The organism is Achromobacter sp. UBA4530, from assembly GCF_002388205.1.
GTDB lineage: Bacteria > Pseudomonadota > Gammaproteobacteria > Burkholderiales > Burkholderiaceae_B > Achromobacter > Achromobacter animicus.
Genome location: NZ_DGMA01000008.1, coordinates 400,424 through 419,434 on the forward strand (window position 1 = coordinate 400,424; position 19,011 = coordinate 419,434).

At 63.3% G+C, this 19,011-nt stretch carries 25 protein-coding genes and 1 tRNA gene; 9 read left to right on the forward strand and 17 right to left on the reverse strand.

What is annotated here, in order from left to right; translation table 11 throughout:
* Positions 1-19: 19 nt before the first annotated feature.
* Positions 20-775: a M48 family metalloprotease gene (locus tag B2W22_RS08640; protein ID WP_175123410.1), complete on the reverse strand. Its 756-nt coding sequence runs from the start codon at positions 773-775 to the stop codon at positions 20-22.
* Between the two features lie 256 nt (positions 776-1,031).
* Here B2W22_RS08640 and B2W22_RS08645 point away from each other — a divergent pair, with 256 nt between their 5' ends.
* Positions 1,032-1,577 carry a TIGR00645 family protein gene (locus B2W22_RS08645; protein ID WP_175123411.1) on the forward strand — a complete coding sequence of 182 codons (546 nt, stop codon included), beginning with the start codon at positions 1,032-1,034 and terminating at the stop codon, positions 1,575-1,577.
* A 96-nt stretch (positions 1,578-1,673) separates the two neighbouring features.
* Here the strand turns inward: B2W22_RS08645 and B2W22_RS08650 are convergent, their stop codons facing one another.
* From B2W22_RS08650 to B2W22_RS08670, 5 genes are all read right to left on the reverse strand, one after another.
* Complete coding sequence (locus B2W22_RS08650) at positions 1,674-1,880, reverse strand: cold-shock protein (protein WP_042794090.1); 207 nt, start codon at positions 1,878-1,880, stop codon at positions 1,674-1,676.
* Between the two features lie 322 nt (positions 1,881-2,202).
* Entirely contained in the window at positions 2,203-2,766 is a 564-nt protein-coding gene (locus tag B2W22_RS08655; RefSeq protein ID WP_175123412.1) for a DUF924 family protein, read from the reverse strand.
* 135 nt (positions 2,767-2,901) lie between these two features.
* Positions 2,902-3,105: a cold-shock protein gene (locus tag B2W22_RS08660; protein ID WP_006220190.1), complete on the reverse strand. Its 204-nt coding sequence runs from the start codon at positions 3,103-3,105 to the stop codon at positions 2,902-2,904.
* A gap of 371 nt (positions 3,106-3,476) precedes the next feature.
* Positions 3,477-3,797, reverse strand: coding sequence for a hypothetical protein (locus tag B2W22_RS08665; protein WP_175123413.1), 321 nt, complete (start codon positions 3,795-3,797; stop codon positions 3,477-3,479).
* Between the two features lie 93 nt (positions 3,798-3,890).
* Positions 3,891-4,289: a hypothetical protein gene (locus B2W22_RS08670; RefSeq protein ID WP_175123414.1), complete on the reverse strand. Its 399-nt coding sequence runs from the start codon at positions 4,287-4,289 to the stop codon at positions 3,891-3,893.
* A 123-nt stretch (positions 4,290-4,412) separates the two neighbouring features.
* Here B2W22_RS08670 and B2W22_RS08675 point away from each other — a divergent pair, with 123 nt between their 5' ends.
* Positions 4,413-4,712, forward strand: a complete 300-nt coding sequence (locus B2W22_RS08675; RefSeq protein WP_175123415.1) for a DUF2513 domain-containing protein — start codon at positions 4,413-4,415, stop codon at positions 4,710-4,712.
* Positions 4,713-4,737: 25 nt separating this feature from the next.
* Here the strand turns inward: B2W22_RS08675 and B2W22_RS08680 are convergent, their stop codons facing one another.
* The 3 genes from B2W22_RS08680 to B2W22_RS08690 form a co-directional block, all read right to left on the reverse strand.
* Positions 4,738-5,043 carry a hypothetical protein gene (locus B2W22_RS08680; RefSeq protein ID WP_175123416.1) on the reverse strand — a complete coding sequence of 102 codons (306 nt, stop codon included), beginning with the start codon at positions 5,041-5,043 and terminating at the stop codon, positions 4,738-4,740.
* Positions 5,044-5,138: 95 nt separating this feature from the next.
* Positions 5,139-5,525 carry a RidA family protein gene (locus B2W22_RS08685; protein ID WP_175123417.1) on the reverse strand — a complete coding sequence of 129 codons (387 nt, stop codon included), beginning with the start codon at positions 5,523-5,525 and terminating at the stop codon, positions 5,139-5,141.
* 25 nt (positions 5,526-5,550) lie between these two features.
* A complete protein-coding gene (locus B2W22_RS08690) occupies positions 5,551-6,708 on the reverse strand; it encodes a DSD1 family PLP-dependent enzyme (protein ID WP_175123418.1) in 1,158 nt (385 codons plus the stop codon).
* 121 nt (positions 6,709-6,829) lie between these two features.
* Here B2W22_RS08690 and B2W22_RS08695 point away from each other — a divergent pair, with 121 nt between their 5' ends.
* Positions 6,830-7,744, forward strand: coding sequence for a LysR family transcriptional regulator (locus B2W22_RS08695; RefSeq protein WP_175123419.1), 915 nt, complete (start codon positions 6,830-6,832; stop codon positions 7,742-7,744).
* Positions 7,745-7,777: 33 nt separating this feature from the next.
* Here B2W22_RS08695 and B2W22_RS08700 read toward each other — a convergent pair whose 3' ends face one another.
* Positions 7,778-8,176, reverse strand: a complete 399-nt coding sequence (locus tag B2W22_RS08700) for a RidA family protein (RefSeq protein WP_175123420.1) — start codon at positions 8,174-8,176, stop codon at positions 7,778-7,780.
* A 157-nt stretch (positions 8,177-8,333) separates the two neighbouring features.
* Between B2W22_RS08700 and B2W22_RS08705 the strand changes: the two genes are divergently transcribed.
* Entirely contained in the window at positions 8,334-8,642 is a 309-nt protein-coding gene (locus B2W22_RS08705; RefSeq protein WP_175123421.1) for a hypothetical protein, read from the forward strand.
* Between the two features lie 10 nt (positions 8,643-8,652).
* Here B2W22_RS08705 and B2W22_RS08710 read toward each other — a convergent pair whose 3' ends face one another.
* Together B2W22_RS08710 and B2W22_RS08715 are read right to left on the reverse strand one after the other, a co-directional pair.
* Positions 8,653-8,910, reverse strand: coding sequence for a hypothetical protein (locus B2W22_RS08710; RefSeq protein WP_175123422.1), 258 nt, complete (start codon positions 8,908-8,910; stop codon positions 8,653-8,655).
* Between the two features lie 196 nt (positions 8,911-9,106).
* Entirely contained in the window at positions 9,107-10,756 is a 1,650-nt protein-coding gene (locus B2W22_RS08715) for an intermembrane transport protein PqiB (protein WP_286937231.1), read from the reverse strand.
* A 161-nt stretch (positions 10,757-10,917) separates the two neighbouring features.
* Here B2W22_RS08715 and B2W22_RS08720 point away from each other — a divergent pair, with 161 nt between their 5' ends.
* On the forward strand, positions 10,918-11,403 hold the full coding sequence (locus B2W22_RS08720; RefSeq protein ID WP_175123424.1) for a GNAT family N-acetyltransferase: 486 nt from the start codon (positions 10,918-10,920) through the stop codon (positions 11,401-11,403).
* A gap of 14 nt (positions 11,404-11,417) precedes the next feature.
* Here B2W22_RS08720 and B2W22_RS08725 read toward each other — a convergent pair whose 3' ends face one another.
* The 3 genes from B2W22_RS08725 to aqpZ all read right to left on the reverse strand — a co-directional run bounded on the left by B2W22_RS08725 (position 11,418) and on the right by aqpZ (position 13,502).
* Positions 11,418-11,726: a DUF3892 domain-containing protein gene (locus B2W22_RS08725; RefSeq protein WP_175123425.1), complete on the reverse strand. Its 309-nt coding sequence runs from the start codon at positions 11,724-11,726 to the stop codon at positions 11,418-11,420.
* A gap of 68 nt (positions 11,727-11,794) precedes the next feature.
* The gene (kdsA, locus tag B2W22_RS08730) at positions 11,795-12,652 is read right to left on the reverse strand and encodes a 3-deoxy-8-phosphooctulonate synthase (protein ID WP_175123426.1); all 858 of its coding nucleotides are present in this window, start codon (positions 12,650-12,652) and stop codon (positions 11,795-11,797) included.
* 136 nt (positions 12,653-12,788) lie between these two features.
* The gene (aqpZ, locus tag B2W22_RS08735; RefSeq protein ID WP_175123427.1) at positions 12,789-13,502 is read right to left on the reverse strand and encodes an aquaporin Z; all 714 of its coding nucleotides are present in this window, start codon (positions 13,500-13,502) and stop codon (positions 12,789-12,791) included.
* 262 nt (positions 13,503-13,764) lie between these two features.
* On the opposite strand from aqpZ, the gene B2W22_RS08740 reads away from it, so the two are divergent.
* Positions 13,765-14,046, forward strand: coding sequence for a hypothetical protein (locus tag B2W22_RS08740; RefSeq protein ID WP_286937233.1), 282 nt, complete (start codon positions 13,765-13,767; stop codon positions 14,044-14,046).
* A gap of 20 nt (positions 14,047-14,066) precedes the next feature.
* On the opposite strand, the gene B2W22_RS08745 is transcribed toward B2W22_RS08740, so the two are convergent.
* Together B2W22_RS08745 and B2W22_RS08750 are read right to left on the reverse strand one after the other, a co-directional pair.
* Positions 14,067-15,392, reverse strand: a complete 1,326-nt coding sequence (locus tag B2W22_RS08745) for a diguanylate phosphodiesterase (protein ID WP_246282937.1) — start codon at positions 15,390-15,392, stop codon at positions 14,067-14,069.
* A gap of 272 nt (positions 15,393-15,664) precedes the next feature.
* Positions 15,665-15,751, reverse strand: a tRNA-Leu gene (locus tag B2W22_RS08750).
* A 47-nt stretch (positions 15,752-15,798) separates the two neighbouring features.
* On the opposite strand from B2W22_RS08750, the gene dapC reads away from it, so the two are divergent.
* From dapC to dapE, 3 genes are read left to right on the forward strand one after another with little or no spacing between them, the layout of a single operon-like run.
* Entirely contained in the window at positions 15,799-16,995 is a 1,197-nt protein-coding gene (gene dapC / locus B2W22_RS08755; protein ID WP_175123429.1) for a succinyldiaminopimelate transaminase, read from the forward strand.
* A gap of 24 nt (positions 16,996-17,019) precedes the next feature.
* Positions 17,020-17,841: a 2,3,4,5-tetrahydropyridine-2,6-dicarboxylate N-succinyltransferase gene (gene dapD, locus B2W22_RS08760; protein ID WP_175123430.1), complete on the forward strand. Its 822-nt coding sequence runs from the start codon at positions 17,020-17,022 to the stop codon at positions 17,839-17,841.
* Positions 17,841-18,980 (forward strand): succinyl-diaminopimelate desuccinylase, encoded by a 1,140-nt coding sequence (gene dapE / locus B2W22_RS08765; protein ID WP_175123431.1) that lies wholly within the window; start codon positions 17,841-17,843, stop codon positions 18,978-18,980. The genes dapD and dapE overlap by 1 nt, the downstream gene beginning before the upstream one ends.
* The last annotated feature ends 31 nt before the right edge of the window (positions 18,981-19,011 follow it).

Here is a 19,011-nt window from a genome sequence, read left to right on the forward strand (position 1 = left end):
CGGACCCCTGGCCGAGTGGTTACTTGGCCTTGGCGATGCGGTCTTCGATGTGCTGTGCACGCTTGGCCGAGGACGGGTGGGAGCTCATCATATCGCTCTTGCCGCCGTCCAGCTCGGCCAGCTTCTGGAACGCGGTCACGAGGCCACGCGTATTCTGTTTCTTGGACTGCAGCAGGTCGAACGAATAATCGTCCGCCGCACTTTCCTGCGATTGCGAGAACTGCGCATTGATGAACTTCTCGGTCAGGTCGCCCAGTTGCGAGGAGCTCAACTGCGCCACCGTCGCGCCGCCAGCCGCACCCGCCGCGTCACGCGCAGCCGACACCGTGTAGGCGGTCTGCATCGCCTTCTTGGTGTGGCCCAGCGCCACGTGACCGATTTCGTGGCCGACCACGCCCATCACTTCGTCGTCCGTCATCATGTCCATGAGACCGCTATACACGCGGATGCAGCCGTTGGCCATTGCCCACGCGTTGACGTCCTTGGTGACATAGACCTTGTAGCTGGCCTTCTGGCCATTGACCGTGCTGCCCAGCGCCTTGGCGATCTTCTGCAGACGGGCGTCGTACTTGCTGCCCGGCGCGGCGATCTTTTCCTGCGAATCGCTTTGCGCGCACGCCTTGTCCGACAGGGTCTTGATCTCGGCATCGCTCAGCGTGGCCGCCTGGACGACCTTGGCGCCGGCGCCGACGAGCCCACCGATGTCCAACGCATGTGCGGCCGAGTAAGGGGCGAGCGCAACGGCCAACGCGGCGACGGTGTAGCGGATCTTCATGGGAACAAACTCCTATTGACTTGTTCTATGCAAACGAGGCGGCAATTCTATATACGCCCACAGCTTTCGAAGCATTCCGGCACAGAGTTTCGCAAATGCGATTTTCTCTTACCAAATAGCCGAGCAATTCGAGGGCTGCCATGCTAAGCATCGCGAGGCCCTTTTAAAGCCGGTCAAAAGAGATGTCCGCTGTCCCATGGCGTTGATAGAATTGCCGCCGCGCTTTTTTTCGCAAACCCAACGGCTCGCACCCAACATGATCCCGAATCCCCCTCCCCGCCTAGGCCTGCTTCCCAGCCTCATCTTCAGTTCGCGCTGGCTGCAGCTACCGCTGTACCTGGGCCTCATCGTCGCGCAGGGCGTCTATGTGATGCTGTTCCTCAAGGAACTCTGGCATTTGGTCACCCACGCCACCAGCTTCGGCGAAATGGAAATCATGCTGATCGTGCTGGGACTGATCGACGTGGTCATGATCTCCAACCTGCTGGTGATGGTCATCGTGGGCGGCTACGAGACGTTCGTGTCGCGCCTGCGCCTGCAGAACCATCCGGACCAGCCGGAGTGGCTCAGCCACGTCAATGCCAGCGTGCTGAAAGTGAAGCTTGCGATGGCCATCATCGGCATCTCGTCGATCCACCTGCTGCGCACCTTCATCGAAGCCGGCACCATCGGCACGCCGAACGCGCGCTTCACCGAAGCCGGCGTGATGTGGCAGACCATCATCCACGCCATCTTCATCCTGTCGGCGCTGGGGATCGCCTTGGTCGACAAGCTGTCGACCGGCAGCTCAGCCAAGCACTAAGCCAAGCCAGGACAAAAAAAGCCCCCACGCGCAAAACGTGGGGGCTTTTTTATGGATAGAACACCGGGTCAGAACCCGGAACACTACCCAAGAAGCTCAGGCCGCGACCTTGATGTTCTTGGCGCTGGGACCCTTGGGGCCGGTTCCAACGTCGAAAGTGACCCGCTGGTTTTCTTGTAGCGACTTATAGCCTTCGCTACGGATTTCGGAGTAGTGAGCGAAAAGATCCTTGCTGCCGTCGTCGGGCATGATGAAGCCATAACCCTTTTCGGCGTTGAACCACTTGACGATGCCGGTTGCCATGGGATGTCCTTGACCTAAAAAGCGATTGCTCGCGGGACGCCAGATCTTCAAGGATGGGAGAGGATAGCAACCGCGGCACCACTGACGGCGACCAAGGAGAACGCAGACCGCGTCGCTTGAGAATCTCGCTGAAACCAGTTTATTGGTGAACCCGGAAAAACGTCAAATGTCCGAAAGGGCTGGATTCGCGCCCCGAAAAGCCCGCTACACCCGCTAAAGAGCGCAAGCCGGCCCGGGCGGCACGCTCAACATTTTCAACTTGCCACGTACCGATACACGTGGACACTGCGCCGTTTTGAAAGCTCTGTGCGTGCCGCGCGCCCTACCCTGCGAAACCACCCGATTCCAGGAACTCGCGTTCGGCCTGGGTCGTCTGCCGTGCCAATGCCGCATTCCGGTGCGGGAAGCGCCCGAACCGCTTGATGATGTCGCGATGCAGGACGGCCCATCGCACGGCTTCCGCGCCCAGCGGCTCCATCAACGCGATGGCCCGATTCTGCGCCGCCAGGTTCTCGGCGTGTTCGAACGGCATGTAGAAAAACTGGCGCAGCGAGGCGTCGACTGCAAGATCATGGCCCGCCGCGATGGCGCGTTCGGCAAAATGCAGCGCCAGCGCGTCAGTGGCGAACATATGCCCGGTATCGCGGTAGGCGTTGCGAGGAAACTGGTCCAGCAGGATCATCAACGCGATCGCGCCGGCGGGTTCGTCCAGCCAGGCATCGAGCCGGCGGGAAGCGGCCGCCATATGCGCGTCTTCGAAGCGCGCTCGAAAGGCCGCATCGAACTGGGCGCTTTTGCTGAACCACTGCGCGGGACCCGCGTCCAGCCAGAATGCGACTACATCGTCGGGTTGCAGGGCGAACGGCTTTGGCGGTATGGTGGTCATGGCGGCGATGGCTCGGGGGATTTGGACGCGCTGCCGCCGCCGAAGCGTTGGCCGCGAGGAGAATCGGCCGTCAAGGATACCGCGCAGAAAACAAAAAAGGCCCCGCGAGGGGCCTTCTTGAGAAAACTCAGATCCTTACAGGACTTGAATCTTCGTGGCTTGCGGGCCCTTGGGGCCATTGGCCGTCACAAAGCTGACGCGCTGGTTCTCTTCCAGAGACTTGAAGCCCGAGCCCTGAATTTCGGAGAAGTGAGCGAAGAGGTCTTTGCCGCCCGCTTCCGGGGTGATGAAGCCATAACCCTTTTCCGAATTGAACCACTTAACGACGCCGGTTTCCATACTGTATTTCCTAGAGATAATGGGCAAATGCCCGGAGGTCACGAATCAATCAAGGAGGGGACAGTAGAACAATAACGCTGAGCCGGAAAAGGCACGGCACTGATCGAAAATCGCAACGCTTGTGATCGTGTGCCGACACTATCGTTATGTTCCCCTCACAAGTCAACATAATCCTAAAAAATACGTGCCAATAATGCAACAAAGAGAAACTGCGCAGTTATTTCGCACGTTTTTAAAGGGTAAACGAGTCCCTGCATTGGTGTTAACACCAATACATCATAAAAAAACAAACAAGGCTTATATAAATGCCATCAAAAGCGCGTACGACCTGCAATACGCCGTTTGGATGACACTATGGTTTGCCGTCAGGCTTACTCGTCGATAGGTAAACCCAACAAGTCGAGCGCCGCGCCAAAAGCATCGGGACCCGAGCAAAGGAAAACCGCCACGTCGCCGGGATTCATATTTTCCAGCACTTGGTCGATCTGTTCTTGCGCATTATCAACATTGTCGACATTGGCGGCGTGTATGTCCGCTCCTGCATCGACTTTTTCGCGCGGCACGATGTCTGCGATCGCATTGAGATCATCTATGCCCATCACGACATAGACGCTGATGCTTTCGCCATCCAGCGTGGTGTGCAGCTCGACGCCGCCCGCTACGTCGGCAACGTGCCGACTGAGTATTTCCATTTCCATCTTCCTTGATTTGCGGGCTGAGCCCGCCAGGGCGCTGCACCATGCAGGTGCTCACGCACGCCCAGGCGCGACTATAACAGCCTTAGGCTAACGTTTCTTGGACAGGGGGCCCAGAGACTGGCGGGCGGCCCCGGACGTGGCCGCCACGCTACGGCAGCGCACCCCGGCTTCAGCCAACACGCGGGCCAGCGGCTTTTGCGCAGCCAGGAAGGCGGTCTTCTCGTCACCGGCCAGCTTGCACAGGAAAAGTTGGGCCTGGAGCTGCGTGCGGCGGGCCTTGCGGTTGTCAGCCTCTTTGGCGAGCCATTCGCCCACCCAGGCGGCGGCGGCCTCGGCGTCGCCCTGCTGTTTGACGTGGCCGAGCAGGTCGTAGACGGTCACGCCGTCGATGCGCTCATCCTCGCCGCGCGAGAGGAACAGCTTGGCGGACTGGCCCGTGTAGCCGGGGACGACCGCCAGGCAATCCCGTTCTGCGGGTTTTTTCATGGTGTTTTCGAATGTGGTTTAGCAAGAACCCCGGACTGTAACGCAGGCGCGCGCGCAGTCCTATTGCTGCAGCCGAAGTCTGCTATCGTCGGCGTGTTCTTTTACCCCTACATGGTGAACAACATGCAACGCGATTTCGATTTGGTCGTCACGATTCTGGGCGCCCTGCGCGACGCCCCCGGCCCCAACCTCAGCACGCACGACATCAAGAACGCCGCGCTGGCGCCGCATCCCGAAGAGCAAGGCCTGCAGGTCATCGCGCATCACCTGGACCTGCTGGAAGACGCTGGCCTGGTCAAGCAGGTCAGCGAGACTTCGGCGAACGCCGGTGCGACGCGCTGGCGGATTACCTGGAAGGGTTACGACGCCCTCGAGCAGGATGAGGACGACGAAGAGGATGAGGACTTCGACCCGGAGGAATGATAGGCCCGGCCGGCCGCTCTGCGCGTCATTGGCGCAACGATTGAGGCATTTGCTGTTGTTGACGGTGTAGCCGGATACGCCGCGTCAGCAGCGCCGCCGCGGCGCCGATCACCAGACTGAACATGAAGGCGGCGATGGACAGCATCGCCGCCAGTTCATCGAACCCGCCCTGGCGCGCCAGCAGCAGCACCACCGCGAAGATTGCCGCCGCCCACGCCAGCAAGCCGATCACCAGTTGCTTGACGGACTGCAGGCGGCCGCACAAGGCGCCGCCGGCAAGTGCGGCGGCCACCATGGCAGCCATGGACCAGAACAGATACTCGTAGTGCATGTGGACGGTCTCCGCCAAGGGCATTGAGGCGCTCGCATTATAGGCGCCGCCTGTTTGCCGGCCGCTCGCGTCCGCCCTTGCCCCGCAGAACTCGGTCAGCCCACCGCCACGACACTGATTTCCACCAGCGCGCCGTAATGGAGTTCGCGCGTGGGCACGATGGCGCGCGCGGGGCGGTGGCTGCCAAAGCACGCTTCGTACACCGCGTTGACCTCATCCCACAGACTGACGTCCGGGATGTAAACGGTGACGTTGACCACGGACGATAACGACGAGCCTGCGGCTTCGAGAATGGCCCGCACGCTGCGCAGCGCTTCCCTCGTCTGGCCAGCCGCGTCCGCCGCCAGCACGGGGCGCACGCCGGGTCCGGCCGGCGGCAAAAAACCCAGCTGCCCCGATACGAAGACGAAGCCGTTGGCGCGAACCGCCTGGGAATAATGCCCGGCCGGCGGCGTGGCGTCGGGCGTTTGAATGAAGTCCATGCCGAAATCCATTTTGATGCGCGGCTCACCAGCCACGGAAGCGTTCCCAGCGTGCCACTAAGCCCGGCTCGCCGGGGCGCACGACCTCGTAGGCGTCGTGCTGCGCGCACGTCGCGCACGCGTGATTCGGGACAATGCGCAGTTTGGCGCCGATGGGCAGGTCCGGCAGGACCGCGTTGCTGCCAGGGCGCACCTTGATGATCCCCTGCTCCTGGTTGGTTTCGGCCAGCAGCACGTCCGGATAGACCTTGCCGTCTACATCGCACACCAGCCCGTACAACTGGTCCACCGGCTGCTTGGCGGTGCCACGATCCCGCGACATGGCCATCCATCCCGCGTCGACCAGAATCCAGCCCTTCTCGGGCTGATGGCCGATGACGGTGGTCAGCACCGTCGCAGCGATGTCGTCCACGCTGCACACGCCCAACCCGGCCATGACCAAGTCGAAGAAGACGTACACGCCGGCGCGGACTTCCGTCACGCCATCCAGATTGCGCGCAAAATGCGCGGTGGGCGTCGAACCGACGCTGACGACCGGGCACGGCAGGCCCGCGCCGCGGATCGCCTCTGCGCAGCTCACGGCGGCCCAGCGTTCCTGTTCGGCCATGTCCGCAATCGCCTCGACGCTGCGGCAGCCATAGGATTCGCCCGCGTGCGTCATTACACCGCGCAGGCACGCCCCGTCTTCGTGCAACACACGCGCGATTGCCAGCAGTTGGTCCGTGTCCTTGGGCTGCACGCCGGCACGGTGGCCGTCGCAATCGATCTCGATGAGCGCCGGGATGGGATCGCCGGCAGCCTTGGCACGCGCCGACACCGCGCGCGCGGCCTCGATGCTGTCGACGACAACGGTCAGATCGACGCCGCGCTGTCGCAAAGCCAGCACGCGGTCGAGCTTCGACGGCGACACGCCCACCGCATACAGCAGATCCGTGACGCCAGCGGCGGCGAACTGTTCGGCCTCCTGCAAGGTCGAGACGGCGGCTGGCCCTTGCGGCGTCGTCATCAGCCGGCGGGCGACCTCGATGGACTTGGGCGTTTTCAGATGGGGACGCAAACGGACGCCGTGGCCGGCCATCAGGGCGTTCAGCCGCGCGATATTGCGCATCATGCGCGTTTCATCGAGCAGCAGACAGGGCGTTTCCAGGGCATCCAGCGTGAATGCAACGGTTTCGAGGGTCATGGCAATCTCTTTGCGAGTGAGCGGCAGGCACGACGGGCCCGCGGGAATCAGCACGCAGTATGGCGCGGAAGGCGCTTACCTTGTTTAATTGCAACTTAATGTCCCATTAAGCCGTAACTGAATGATTGCCACTGACGACCTGCGCTTTTTCCTGAGCCTTTCGACCGCCGGCTCGCTTGCGCAAGCAGCGCGCGCGCTGGACGTCACACCACCAGCGATCACCCAGCGCCTGAACGCGCTGGAAAAGCGGCTGGGCGTACGGCTGGTCAATCGGTCGGCCCGAGGCATCGCGCTGACCGAAGAAGGCCGTCTATTGGCCATGCGGGCCGCGCAGATCTGCAATGACCTGACCTTGCTGGCCGACGAACTTGCGGGACGCCGCGGCGTCGTGGCGGGACACCTGCGGGTGGTTGCACCGCTGGGCTTCGGGCAACGTTACATCGCCGGATTGGTCGCGGATTTCCGGTCGCGCAGCGAAGACGTCACGGCCAGTCTGACATTGTCGGACGGCCCTCCCCGGCTGGCGTCGGATAACTGGGACGTGATGGTTCATATCGGAGAATTGCGCGACTCCACGCTGGTCGCCTACCCGCTGGCGCCCAACCGGCGCATCCTGTGCGCATCGCCCGCATACGTGGCGCGCCGTGGCTCGCCGACCACGCCGGAGGACCTGCGCAACCACGACTGCATCGCCTTGCGCGAAAACGACGAGGACGTAACCCTGTGGCGGTTCAGGCGTGCCCGCGGCGCGGGGGTCGCCGTGCGCATCGCGCCCGTCATGTCGTGCAATGCCGGCGCGACGGCGTTGGAATGGGCGCGGGCCGGACACGGCATCATTGCGCGGTCGGAATGGGACGTGACCGCGCACCTGCGCACGGGTGAACTCGTGCCGTTGATGGCGGGCTGGAATCTGCCCGACGCGAATGTCGTGGCGTTGGTGAAGTCACGGCAGGAGTTGTCCGCGCGCACGGCGGGATTTCTGGCGTCCCTGCGCGCAGCTTTTGCCCAGCCGCCATGGCACAAGGCGTCAGCCTAGCAGACGCGCACATGGAAAGCCGCAACCCGCTGTTCAGTCGAGCATCGCTTCCGCTTCGATCTCGATCAACCATTCCGGCAGCGACAGCCCGCTGACGATGATCCAGGAGGACGCCGGCGGATCGACCTTGAAGCGGTCCCGCAACGCCTGCGCCACGACTTCCTGTTCGGTGCTGACCGAATCGCAGATGTAGATACGCAGCATGATGACCTGCGACAAGCTGCCGCCGGCCGCCGCCAGCACGCGCTCGATGTTGTCCAGCGCGGCCTCGGTTTGCACCTGAAGCCCCGGACCGACCGTCTTCTCATCGGCGTCCACGCCGACCTGGCCGGACAGCAGCATACGGCGCTGCCCAGTCACGATTACCGCCTGGCTGAATCCGTACTGCACGGAATTGAATACCGTATCGGGATTGACGACGATTCGGGACATGAGAATCTCCTGGGCAAGACGGCGCTGGGCGGCCGGCCATTCTATCAACCAGGCATGCGTCGGCACACGAGCGCTGCGCTGAATCGACCAAACGCGGTATGGATGCGCGGCACGGCGTTTGCTACGCTGGCTCATCTGTTCAGCCAGGGTGATGGCCATGAGCGAGAAGATTCGAGTCCTGTGCATTCAACCCGCTTCTGCATCCGCGCGTTTCGCGTTTTTGTTGATCGCGCTGAAGTGGTCGATGGGTGCAACCCCCCGGCCGTCCCGGCTGCAGATCGGGCCGCATGATCTGGCGCCCGAAGGGTCGGAAGGCGCGTTCTGGCAGTTTGCGCTTCGTCACGCCTTTTCAAGCCAATCCATTCTTGTCACGCGAGGCGACCACTGGGATGTGGCGGCATCGGTGGACGGCGACGAGGTCCGCGCGTTTGGCAGGACCTTTGCGTTGAGGCAGTGCCTTTTTTGAACCGCGCACCTCAGGCGTCTGCAGGCGCCTTGCGGTGATAGGCAGCCAGTTCCTCGGCCGTCCAGCGCTGGCGCGCCTCGTCCTGACAGCAGGTCCGATACACCAGCGCGCCCACGTCCAGAAAGCGCTTCACATCGGCTTCCGTGAGCTTACCCTGCACCTGCATAAGGCAGTCCGCAAGGGTTGAAAGCACGCCGTCCCACCCGTCGAATCTGCCCGGCGACACCGGCAACGTGATCATGCGCGCCATCATTTCACTATGGTCCATGCTGAGTCTCCGCTCTGACGGGGAGCCGCTCGGTCCGCAACCCACCGGCGCCCCGGCGTCATACAGCAAGTGGCGTTCCCGATGCAAACCGGTGTCAGACACCAAGGGTGGCCGCCCACACTTTGATGCGGCAGGTGGTCCGCGGGTATTGGACACCTGCGGGCCAGGAAACACGATGCAAGGCTGCTTACGCCGATCACCGTGCCGTCGACCGGCTCGTCACCGGATCCGGCGCGCGCCCCCGCAGCAGTGACCCCGGGTGAGCCTGCAGGTAGTCTGCCAACTCCCGTAGCGACCTCGCCGTGCGCGCCAGTTCCTGCAGCAATGCGCTCGTGTTGACGGGCAGGCCGGCATCGGGGCTGAGCAGCCCACCGACGGCGGCGAGCGACCGGCTTGCCTGGCGCAACGTCGCGGTCGCCTCGGGCGCAAGTTGTGTGTCCAGCCGCTTCACCAGCTTGGACGTGCCCTGCAGCAGGTTATTGAGTTCAGCGCCCAGACCTTCAAAGGGAATCCTGTCCAGCTTGGTCAGGATGCTGTTGATCTGCAGCTGCAACTGGTCCAGATTGTTCGGCACCGTGGGAATGAAAGGCGCCTCCTCCATCTTGAACGTCACGGGCTCGGCGTCCGGGAAGACCGCAAAGGCGACATACAACTGGCCTGTCAGGAGATTGCCGATGCGCAATTGCGCCCGTAATCCCTGGTCGATCAAGGCCGCCATCAGCTTGCCGCTGGGATGCGTGACCGTAGAGCCCGAAAACTCCTTGATTTCTTCAAACGTCTTGGCGCCCAGCCGTTCCGGATAGAGGGTGGCATCCACCAGGGCATAGAACTGCTGCGTGGTGCGATCGAGTTCCAGTCCGATGGCATCCACCTGTCCGACCGACGCGCCAAACGCGTCAATGGGCGCACCCACGGACAGTCCGCGCACCGATTGGTCGAACCGCATGCGGATGCGCAGCGGCGTGCCGTCCGGCTGCGCGCGCGCCGCAGCCTCTGAGGGATAGATGACGAACGCGGCGTCCGGTTTGGCTGCGGTATGTAAACGGGTCTCGACCGAGTCGAAGGCGACGCCGCCCACAATCACCGACACCAACGACTGAGACCGCACTTGCAGCCCGCCTGCGTCCACCGAGAAGTCCACCCCGCTGGCGTTCCAGAAACGCGTGCCTTCGTTGACGAACGCGTCGTTGGGCGCATCGACAAACACCTGGATATCGACGCCCTGGCCCGTGGCATCGAGGCGATAGCTCACCACCTGCCCTACCGCGATGCGCCGGAAATAGACAGGCGATCCGATGTCCAGCGAACCGAGGTCCTGGCCCTTGAGGGTGAAGCGCTTGCCCGGCCTGTCCTGCGTCACCTCAGGCGGGATTTCCAGACCGACGAAAGCGAACTTGGTCGCCTTGCGCGGATCGCTGTCGCCATTACGGCCGGCGGGATCCAGGCCGATGTAGGCGCCGGACAGCAACGTGTTCAGGCCTGAAACGCCACTGAGCGTCAGGCGCGGCCGCACCACCCAGAACACGGTGCCCTCCTGCAAGAGCCCAGCCGCGTCCTTGTTGAGCTGCACCGTCGCAATCACGCCGGTCCGGTCCTCGTTGAGCGCCACACGCTGGACTGTGCCGACGTTGACTTCCTTGTACCGCACCTGTGTCTTGCCGGCCTCCAGCCCTTCCGCCGTCTGGAAGCTGATCGTGGCCTCGGGCCCTGCGTCCATCCAGACTTTCAGCACCAGCAGCAGGCCGCCCAGCGCCGCAACAATAGGCACCAGCCAGATCCAGGAAAACCGCCGTCTGCGGCCGGCGGGCGGCGGCTTGTGTGCGACAGCAGGAGCAGTCTCGGGCATTGAAGGCATCCTTCGTGAGCACGCGTCTGGACTCTGGGTGCAATCCCGATAAAGCGTCGCGCCGGGCGGTCCGCCGCGCAACAAGGGTATTCCCCACGTTCCGGCCTGCCCGCTGCGCCAATAGCGAGTAGGATAGCCATCCCAACAAACAGGAAAGATCCGTGAATATCGAAATTCGTCCTGCCGCACCGTCGGACGCGGCCCAGATCCATGCCTTCATTACCGAACTGGCCGTCTATGAACGCGCTGCGCATGAGGTGATCGCCAGCGCCGACGACGTCGAACGTACCTTGTTTGCCGAAGGCGCCCCCGCCCGGGCGTTGATGTGCCTGCTGGACGGCAAGGCCATTGGCTACGCCGTCTATTTCTACAGCTACTCCACCTGGCTCGGAAAAAACGGAATCTATCTCGAGGACCTGTACGTCACGCCCGAGCACCGTGGAATCGGCGCGGGACGCGACCTGCTGCGCCATCTGGCACGCGAGGCCGTGGCGAACGGCTGCGGACGGCTCGAGTGGAGTGTGCTGGACTGGAATCAGCCCGCCATCGACTTCTATCAATCCATCGGCGCGCTGCCGCAGGATGAGTGGGTGCGCTATCGGATGGCCGGCGACGCGTTGGTCAACTTTGCCGAGGGCCGCCGCTAGGGCAGCCGCACCGGTTAGAACTCCGGCAGGTCGAACAGCGTGTGCAAGGTGGAACTGGGCACCGGCACCGATGCAAGGTGTTCGCGCCCGCCGGCGTCCACCAGCACACGCACCGCGCGCGAAGCGACGGTGAGGCCGTCGACACTGATCGCGGTCTCGACCTCGGCGCCTTCCTTGATGAGTTCAATGACTTCGGCGGCTGCGGCCGTCGTGGGCTCCGAGATCCAGCCGGGAACGCCGCGCACGGCCTGCCCCCAACGCACGTAGGCGATATGGCCACTTCCGGCCTCTTTGCGCACGGCGACGATCACATACAAAGACATCCAGGCCTCCCTAATGTTTGGCCTGGATCGTATAACAGCTTGGCGGCCGTGTGATGACCGCAAGCGCGTCAGGGTTCGATGTCGATCGGCGCAAAGGACTTCACCAGGTCGTCGAGCTGCTTGAGTTGCGTCAGGAAGGGCTCGAGCTTGTCCAGCGGCAACGCGCTGGGGCCATCGCATTTCGCGTTCTTGGGATCGGGGTGGGCTTCCAGGAAAAGGCCCGCCAGCCCGACCGCCATGCCGGCGCGCGCCAGGTCTGCGACCTGTTCACGACGACCGCCGGATGCCGCGTCCAGCGACGAGCGCTGCTGCAGCGCGTGGGTCACGTCGAAAATCAGCGGGCGGTTGCCGGACACCTTTTTCATGACGCCGAAACCCAGCATGTCGACGACCAGATTGTCGTAGCCAAAGCTGGTGCCGCGATCACACAGAATCAGCTTGTCGTTGCCGGCCTCGGTGAACTTCTCGACGATGTTCAGCATCTGCGCGGGACTGAGGAACTGCGGCTTCTTGATGTTGACCACGCGCTGCGTCTTGGCAAGCGCGACGACCAGATCGGTCTGGCGCGCCAGAAAGGCCGGCAGTTGCAGGATATCGGCAACTTCGGCCACCGGCGCCGCCTGCCACGGTTCGTGGACGTCGGTGATGACCGGCACGCCGAATTCCTTTTTCACGGCTTCGAAGATCTTCATGCCTTCTTCGAGGCCAGGACCGCGGTACGAATGGATGGACGAGCGATTGGCCTTGTCGAACGACGCCTTGAATACGTAGGGAATGCCCAGTTTGCGGGTGACGCGTTGGTACTCCTCGCACGCGCGCAGCGCCAGATCCTTGGATTCCAGCACATTGATGCCGCCGAACAGCACGAAGGGCCGGTCGTTCGCGCAGGCGATCGAGGGGGAGATAACGACTTCTGGGGCGGTCATGATGGGCGATCCTGTAAAGGTGAAGCAGGTGATAGTGCGTAATGTACAACCTGCCTCCTCGAGCCATCATCTGACCGGCCCCATTTTCAGCTCACAGCGGCTCTGAAGTGATCCCCCGCGCCGCGTTTCCGCCCTGTCAGGCGCGTTCGATCGCCGGGTCGCTGACCAGCCGGTAGGCCACCGCGCCGATGACCGCGCCGACGATTGGCGCCAGCCAGAACAGCCACAACTGTTCCAACGCCCAGCCCCCCACGAACAGCGCCGGTCCGGTCGAGCGTGCCGGGTTCACCGACGTGTTGGTGACCGGGATGCTGATGAGGTGAATGAGGGTCAGCGCAAAGCCAATGGGAATGGCCGCAAAGCCGGCCGGCGCCCGCCTGCTGGTGGCGCCGAGAATCACGAAGATAAAGCCGGCCGTCAGCACCACTTCGGTCACCATCGCGGCCAGCAGCGTGTACTTGCCCGGTGAATAGGCGCCATAGCCATTGGCGGCGAAGTGGCTGGCCCTCAGGTCGAAACCCAGCTTGCCGTTGGCGATGCAGGCCAGGACCGCCGCAGCGGCGATGGCGCCCAGGACCTGAACGATGACGTACGGCAGGATTTCTCGGGCGGGGAAGCGTCCGCCGGCCACCAGGCCGACTGTGACAGCAGGATTGAAGTGCCCGCCAGATATATGGCCCACAGCGAAGACCATCGTCAGGACGGTCAGGCCGAACGCCAGCGCAACGCCCGCGAATCCGATGCCCAGTTGGGGAAAACCGGCGGCAAGCACCGCCGCGCCGCAACCGCCCAGCACCAGCCAGAAGGTGCCGAAGAACTCTGCGCCGCAACGCTTGGGTAGTGAATACATGTCCATCCCTCAGTAACGAAAGCCCTAAGGTATCGGCAAGCGCGCGAGGCAATATTCAAGAATCGAAAATCTTGACGATTCTTGTACGCCGGCGCGTCAGGCGTGACGCTGCTCGACAACATAGCCGGGGCGCACGCCGCTTGGGATCGTTCGGATGGCGGATGGGACTGCATTCGCTGGCTGGGTTGGCGGGCGCGATTTCGTTGGCGGAAACAAACAGCGGATGCTAATTTCAGCGGGACGCCTTCGCCGGAGGATCACCGTGAAACTGCTGCTCGCCTTTGTTCCCTTCATCACCTTTGCGCTGTTGGAGCACCGGGTCGGCACCCACGCCGCGCTCGTGGCCGCCCGCCCGGCGTTCCGGCGCACCGCGGAACGGATCGCGTGGGCTTGGGCAGGCGCGTTCGTCGTCATCGTGCTGGCGGATCTGGCGATGATGTACGTGCCGGCTTTCACCACCACCGTGGGCACGGTGGTCATCCTGGCGGCGCTTGGCGCAGCGGCCTGGTTCACGGCGTGGTTGCCCAAAGCGGCTCGGCGGTAAAGTGCGCTGTCTGAGACGAATCAGTCCAGCCGGACGCGTTCAGGCCACTGCACTTCAGGAACGGCATTGAGCGCCGGTTTGGCAAACAGATAGCCCTGGAACCGCTCGATTCCAGCAGCCTGCAACCAGCACCATTCCTCGATCCGCTCCACGCCTTCGGCGACAGGCGTGATGCCCATTGCGCTGCACGTGCGGGCAATGCCGCAGACGATTGCCTGGCGCGGTCCGTCCTGATGAATGTTCTGAATGAGCTGGCGGTCGATCTTGAGCTTGTCCGGCTGAAACTCGGCCAGCAGCGACAGGCCCGCATAGCCTGCCCCGAAATCATCGATCGCAACGCCGATGCCGGCGCGGCGCAGCCGTTCGATCGCATCCCTGAAGGCTCGCGGCCGCTCGATCGCTTCCTGTTCGGTGATTTCGACGATCACATGCTGTGGCAACAGCGCGCACGCCGCAATCTGATCCACCAGGCGGTCGACCGCGGCCGGATCCTCAATCAGTGACATGGGCAACAGATTGACCGACAGCTTTACATCGGTCAGGCCCAGCCGCCGCGCCAGCTCGAATGCCGAGGCCTTGGATTCCAGATCCACGCGATAACGGTCCGCGGGATCCAGGCTGGCAAACAATTGTTCCGGCGATCCGCCCGATTGACCGCGGATCAGGAATTCAAGGGAGGTGATCTCGCGCCGCAGGGGATCGACGATGGGTTGCAGCGCAAAGGGATACGGCCGCGCAGGCGCTGCGGGATCTTCCTGCGCCAAAGGAACACCGCTGGCCGCAAACCGCCAGTTGGCCGCGTCGTCGCCTTCGACGATATGGTCCGTGCCATGCGCATCGGCATACCAGCCAAGAATCTTTACCACCCGGTCGTCACCGCCCGGCCAGCGCCCCGGCTTTTTCATCTTGGCCAGAATGCGCGCGGAAACCTGTTGGGGATCGAGCGCTCGCAGGTCAAGCAGCGCCATCGCATCCCCCCCAAACCGGCGGGTAGGCCCGTGATCCTGCATGAGCAGCACGACGTTCTTGTGGGCATCGTCGCGCCGGATGGCATCGAATATCAGGTTGACCGCCTCGTCGGGGCCTTCCAGCAACTGGACGAAATGAACGCCGTCAAAGAGCAATATGCCGGTCACCTGCAGGGCGGCGTTGCGAGCTCGGGCGGGCGTCAGCAGGTCGGTCAGATCCTGCGCGTTCATCGAAGTGACAGCACGGCTGCGGTATATCAGTGTCGATAGCATGGCGTGCTCTATGCAAACGGGTCGGACGGGGAAAGGCTCGCGGCAAGGCCAATGTTCAAGCGAGCAGGCGTGATCTGTGGGGAATCTGTTCGATCGGGCCGTCACTGCGGCACGTCGATGGATCGGCGGTCAACGCGGCGCATGAATCGCTGCCGACGGACTGCGTGGATGGGGCCACGGCTTAATGGCGCCACTGGGTGCCGCTCTGGCCTGGGAATTCCAGAGTGGGTCTGGACAAACCGGCCTGAAAAACTCAGGGAAACCGGCGGGCAACCGGACACTTTCCACGAACTGAAGCGGGTTCGGCCTGACCGGCCCAATGATTTTGGAAATGACAGGTTAAAAACCTAAATCATTGAAATCATGGGGGGATTTGGTGGTGCGAAGGAGGGGACTCGAACCCCTACACCTGTTACGGCGTCAGGACCTAAACCTGGTGCGTCTACCAATTTCGCCACCTTCGCAATAGGCCAAGCCCGCTATTGTAGCTTGCTTGTTAAAATCTTGCGTCATGAATCCGCGCCTCGATGCCCTACACCCCTACCCGTTCGAAAAACTGCGGGCTTTGCTAGCCTCCGCCAGCTCGCAACCGGACGGTATTGCGCCCATCAACCTGTCGATCGGCGAGCCCAAACACGCCGCGCCGGAGCGCGTCGCGCAAGCCATCCGCGACAGCATGGCCGGGCTGTCGGTCTACCCCTCCACGAAGGGCGATCCGGCATTGCGCCGCGCGATTTCCGAATGGCTGGCGCGCCGCTACAGCATTCCGGCGCCTGATGCCGACACGCAGGTGCTGCCGGCCCTGGGATCGCGCGAGGCGCTGTTTGCATTCACCCAGACCGTGATCGATCCGTCGGCGGGTTCGGTGGTGATCTGCCCCAATCCGTTCTATCAGATCTACGAAGGCGCCACGCTGCTGGCGGGCGCCACGCCCTACTTCGTCAACGCCGATCCGGTGCGCAATTTCGGCAGCGACTGGAACCAGGTGCCGGACGACATCTGGAAGAAGACGCGCCTGGTGTTCGTGTGTTCGCCGGGCAATCCCGCGGGCAACGTGATGTCGCTGGAAGAATGGAAAACCCTGTTCGAATTGTCCGACCGCTACGGCTTCGTGATTGCGTCGGACGAGTGCTATTCCGAGATCTACCTGGACGAAGGCGATCCCCCGCTGGGCGGTTTGCAGGCGGCGCGCCGCCTGGGCCGGGACGACTACCGCAATCTGGTGGCGTTTTCCAGCCTGTCCAAGCGCTCCAACGTGCCGGGCCTGCGCTCCGGGTTCGTGGCCGGCGATGCCGCGCTGATCGGCCGTTTTCTGCTGTATCGCACGTATCATGGCAGTGCGATGAGCCCGATCGTGTCCGCGGCCAGTATTGCCGCGTGGACGGACGAGACCCACGTAAAGGAAAACCGGCGCCAGTACCGCGAAAAATTCGATGCGGTCGTGCCCATCCTGCAGAAGGTGCTGGATGTGTCACGGCCGCAAGCTTCGTTTTATCTGTGGGCGGCAACGCCCGGTTCGGATACGGCGTTCGTGCGCGACCTCTATGGCCGCACCGGTGTTACCGTGCTGCCGGGCAGTTTCCTGGCACGCGAGGCCCATGGCTTCAATCCGGGCCAGGGACGCATCCGCATCGCCCTGGTGGCGCCTTTGGCCGACTGCGTGCAGGCGGCCGAGCGCATCGCCCATTTTGTACATACCTCTGTTTGACCAACCTTTAAAAGCTGAGCCGATATGACTCTCGACCTGCAGACCACCATTGAACAAGCCTGGGAAAACCGGACCAACCTGTCGCCCGTCGACGCCAGCGCCGAAGTGCGCGAAGCCGTCGAGCACACCATCGACGGTCTGGATCTGGGCCGCCTGCGCGTGGCCGAGAAGATCAATGACGACTGGGTCGTGCACCAGTGGATCAAGAAGGCCGTGCTGCTGTCGTTCCGTCTGAACGAGAACGCCATCATGGGCCAGGCGCCCCTGCAGTTCTACGACAAGGTGCCGCTCAAGTTTTCGGAGTTCGGCGACAACGCGTTCAAGCAAGGCGGCTACCGCGTGGTGCCGCCGGCCGTCGCCCGCCGCGGCTCGTTCATTGGTCGCAACGTGGTGCTGATGCCCTCGTACGTGAACATCGGCGCCTACGTTGACGAAGGCACCATGGTCGACACGTGGGCCACCGTCGGTTCGTGCGCCCAGATCGGCAAGAACGTCCACCTGTCGGGCGGCGTCGGCATCGGCGGCGTGCTCGAGCCCCTGCAGGCCAACCCCACCATCATCGAAGACAACTGCTTCATCGGCGCGCGCTCCGAAGTCGTGGAAGGCGTCGTGGTCGAAGAGAACTCGGTGCTGGCCATGGGCGTGTTCCTGTCGCAAAGCACCAAGATCTATGACCGCGCCACCGGCAAGATCACGTACGGCCGCGTGCCGTCCGGCTCGGTCGTGGTGCCCGGTTCGCTGCCGTCGGCTGACGGTTCGCATAGCCTGGCCTGCGCCGTGATCGTCAAGCGTGTCGATGCGCAGACCCGCGCCAAGACCAGCATCAACGATCTGCTGAGGGCTTGATGAGCAATTCGGCCGTACTGGATCTGGTCAAGGACCTGATCGCCCGTCCCTCGGTGACGCCTGCGGACGAAGACTGCCAGGCGGCGCTTGCCGCCCGGCTCGAACGCATCGGCTTCACCTGCGAGACCATCGCGCAGGGCGGCGTAACCAATCTGTGGGCCCGGCGCGGCAGCGCCGCCCCGCTGACGGTCTTTGCCGGCCACACCGACGTGGTGCCCCCGGGCCCGCGCGAAAAGTGGAACAGCGATCCATTCGTTCCTACCGAACGCGACGGCTGGCTGTATGGCCGCGGCGCGGCCGACATGAAAAGCTCGATCGCCGCCTTTGTGGTGGCGGCCGAGGAGTTCGTGGCGGCCCATCCGGACCATGGCGGTTCGATCGCGCTGCTGATCACCTCCGACGAGGAAGGCCCGTCCATCGATGGCACCGCCATCGTCTGCGACGCTTTGAAAGCGCGCGGCGAGCAGCTGGATTACTGCATCGTCGGCGAGCCCACGTCGGGCGACGTGCTGGGCGACACCTGCAAGAACGGCCGCCGCGGCTCGTTGTCGGGCAAGCTCACGGTCAAGGGCATCCAGGGCCACGTGGCCTACCCGCATCTGGCGCGCAACCCGGTGCACCAGCTTGCGCCCGCGCTGGCCGACATCGTGAACATCGAATGGGACCAGGGCAATGAATACTTCCCGCCCACGACGTTCCAGGTGTCGAATCTGAACTCCGGTACGGGCGCCACGAACGTGGTGCCGGGCGAGGCCGTGGCGTTGTTCAACTTCCGCTTCTCGACCGCCAGCACGCCGGAAAGCCTGAAGCAGCGGGTTCATGCCGTGCTGGACAAGCATGGCCTGGAATACGACCTGGAGTGGGAACTGGGCGGCGAGCCGTTCCTGACCCCGCGCGGATCGTTGACGGATGCACTGGTCAAGGCGATCCATGCCGAAACCGGCGTGACCGCCGAGCTGTCGACCACGGGCGGCACGTCGGATGGCCGCTTCATCGCCAAGATCTGCCCGCAGGTCATCGAGTTCGGTCCCGGCAACGCCACGATCCACAAGGTGAACGAGCGCATCGAGGTCGCCTCGCTGGAACCGCTCAAGAACATCTATCGGCGCACGCTGGAAAACCTGCTGTTGCCCGCATGATGCACGCGCCGGCGGGATGCAAGTCCCGCCG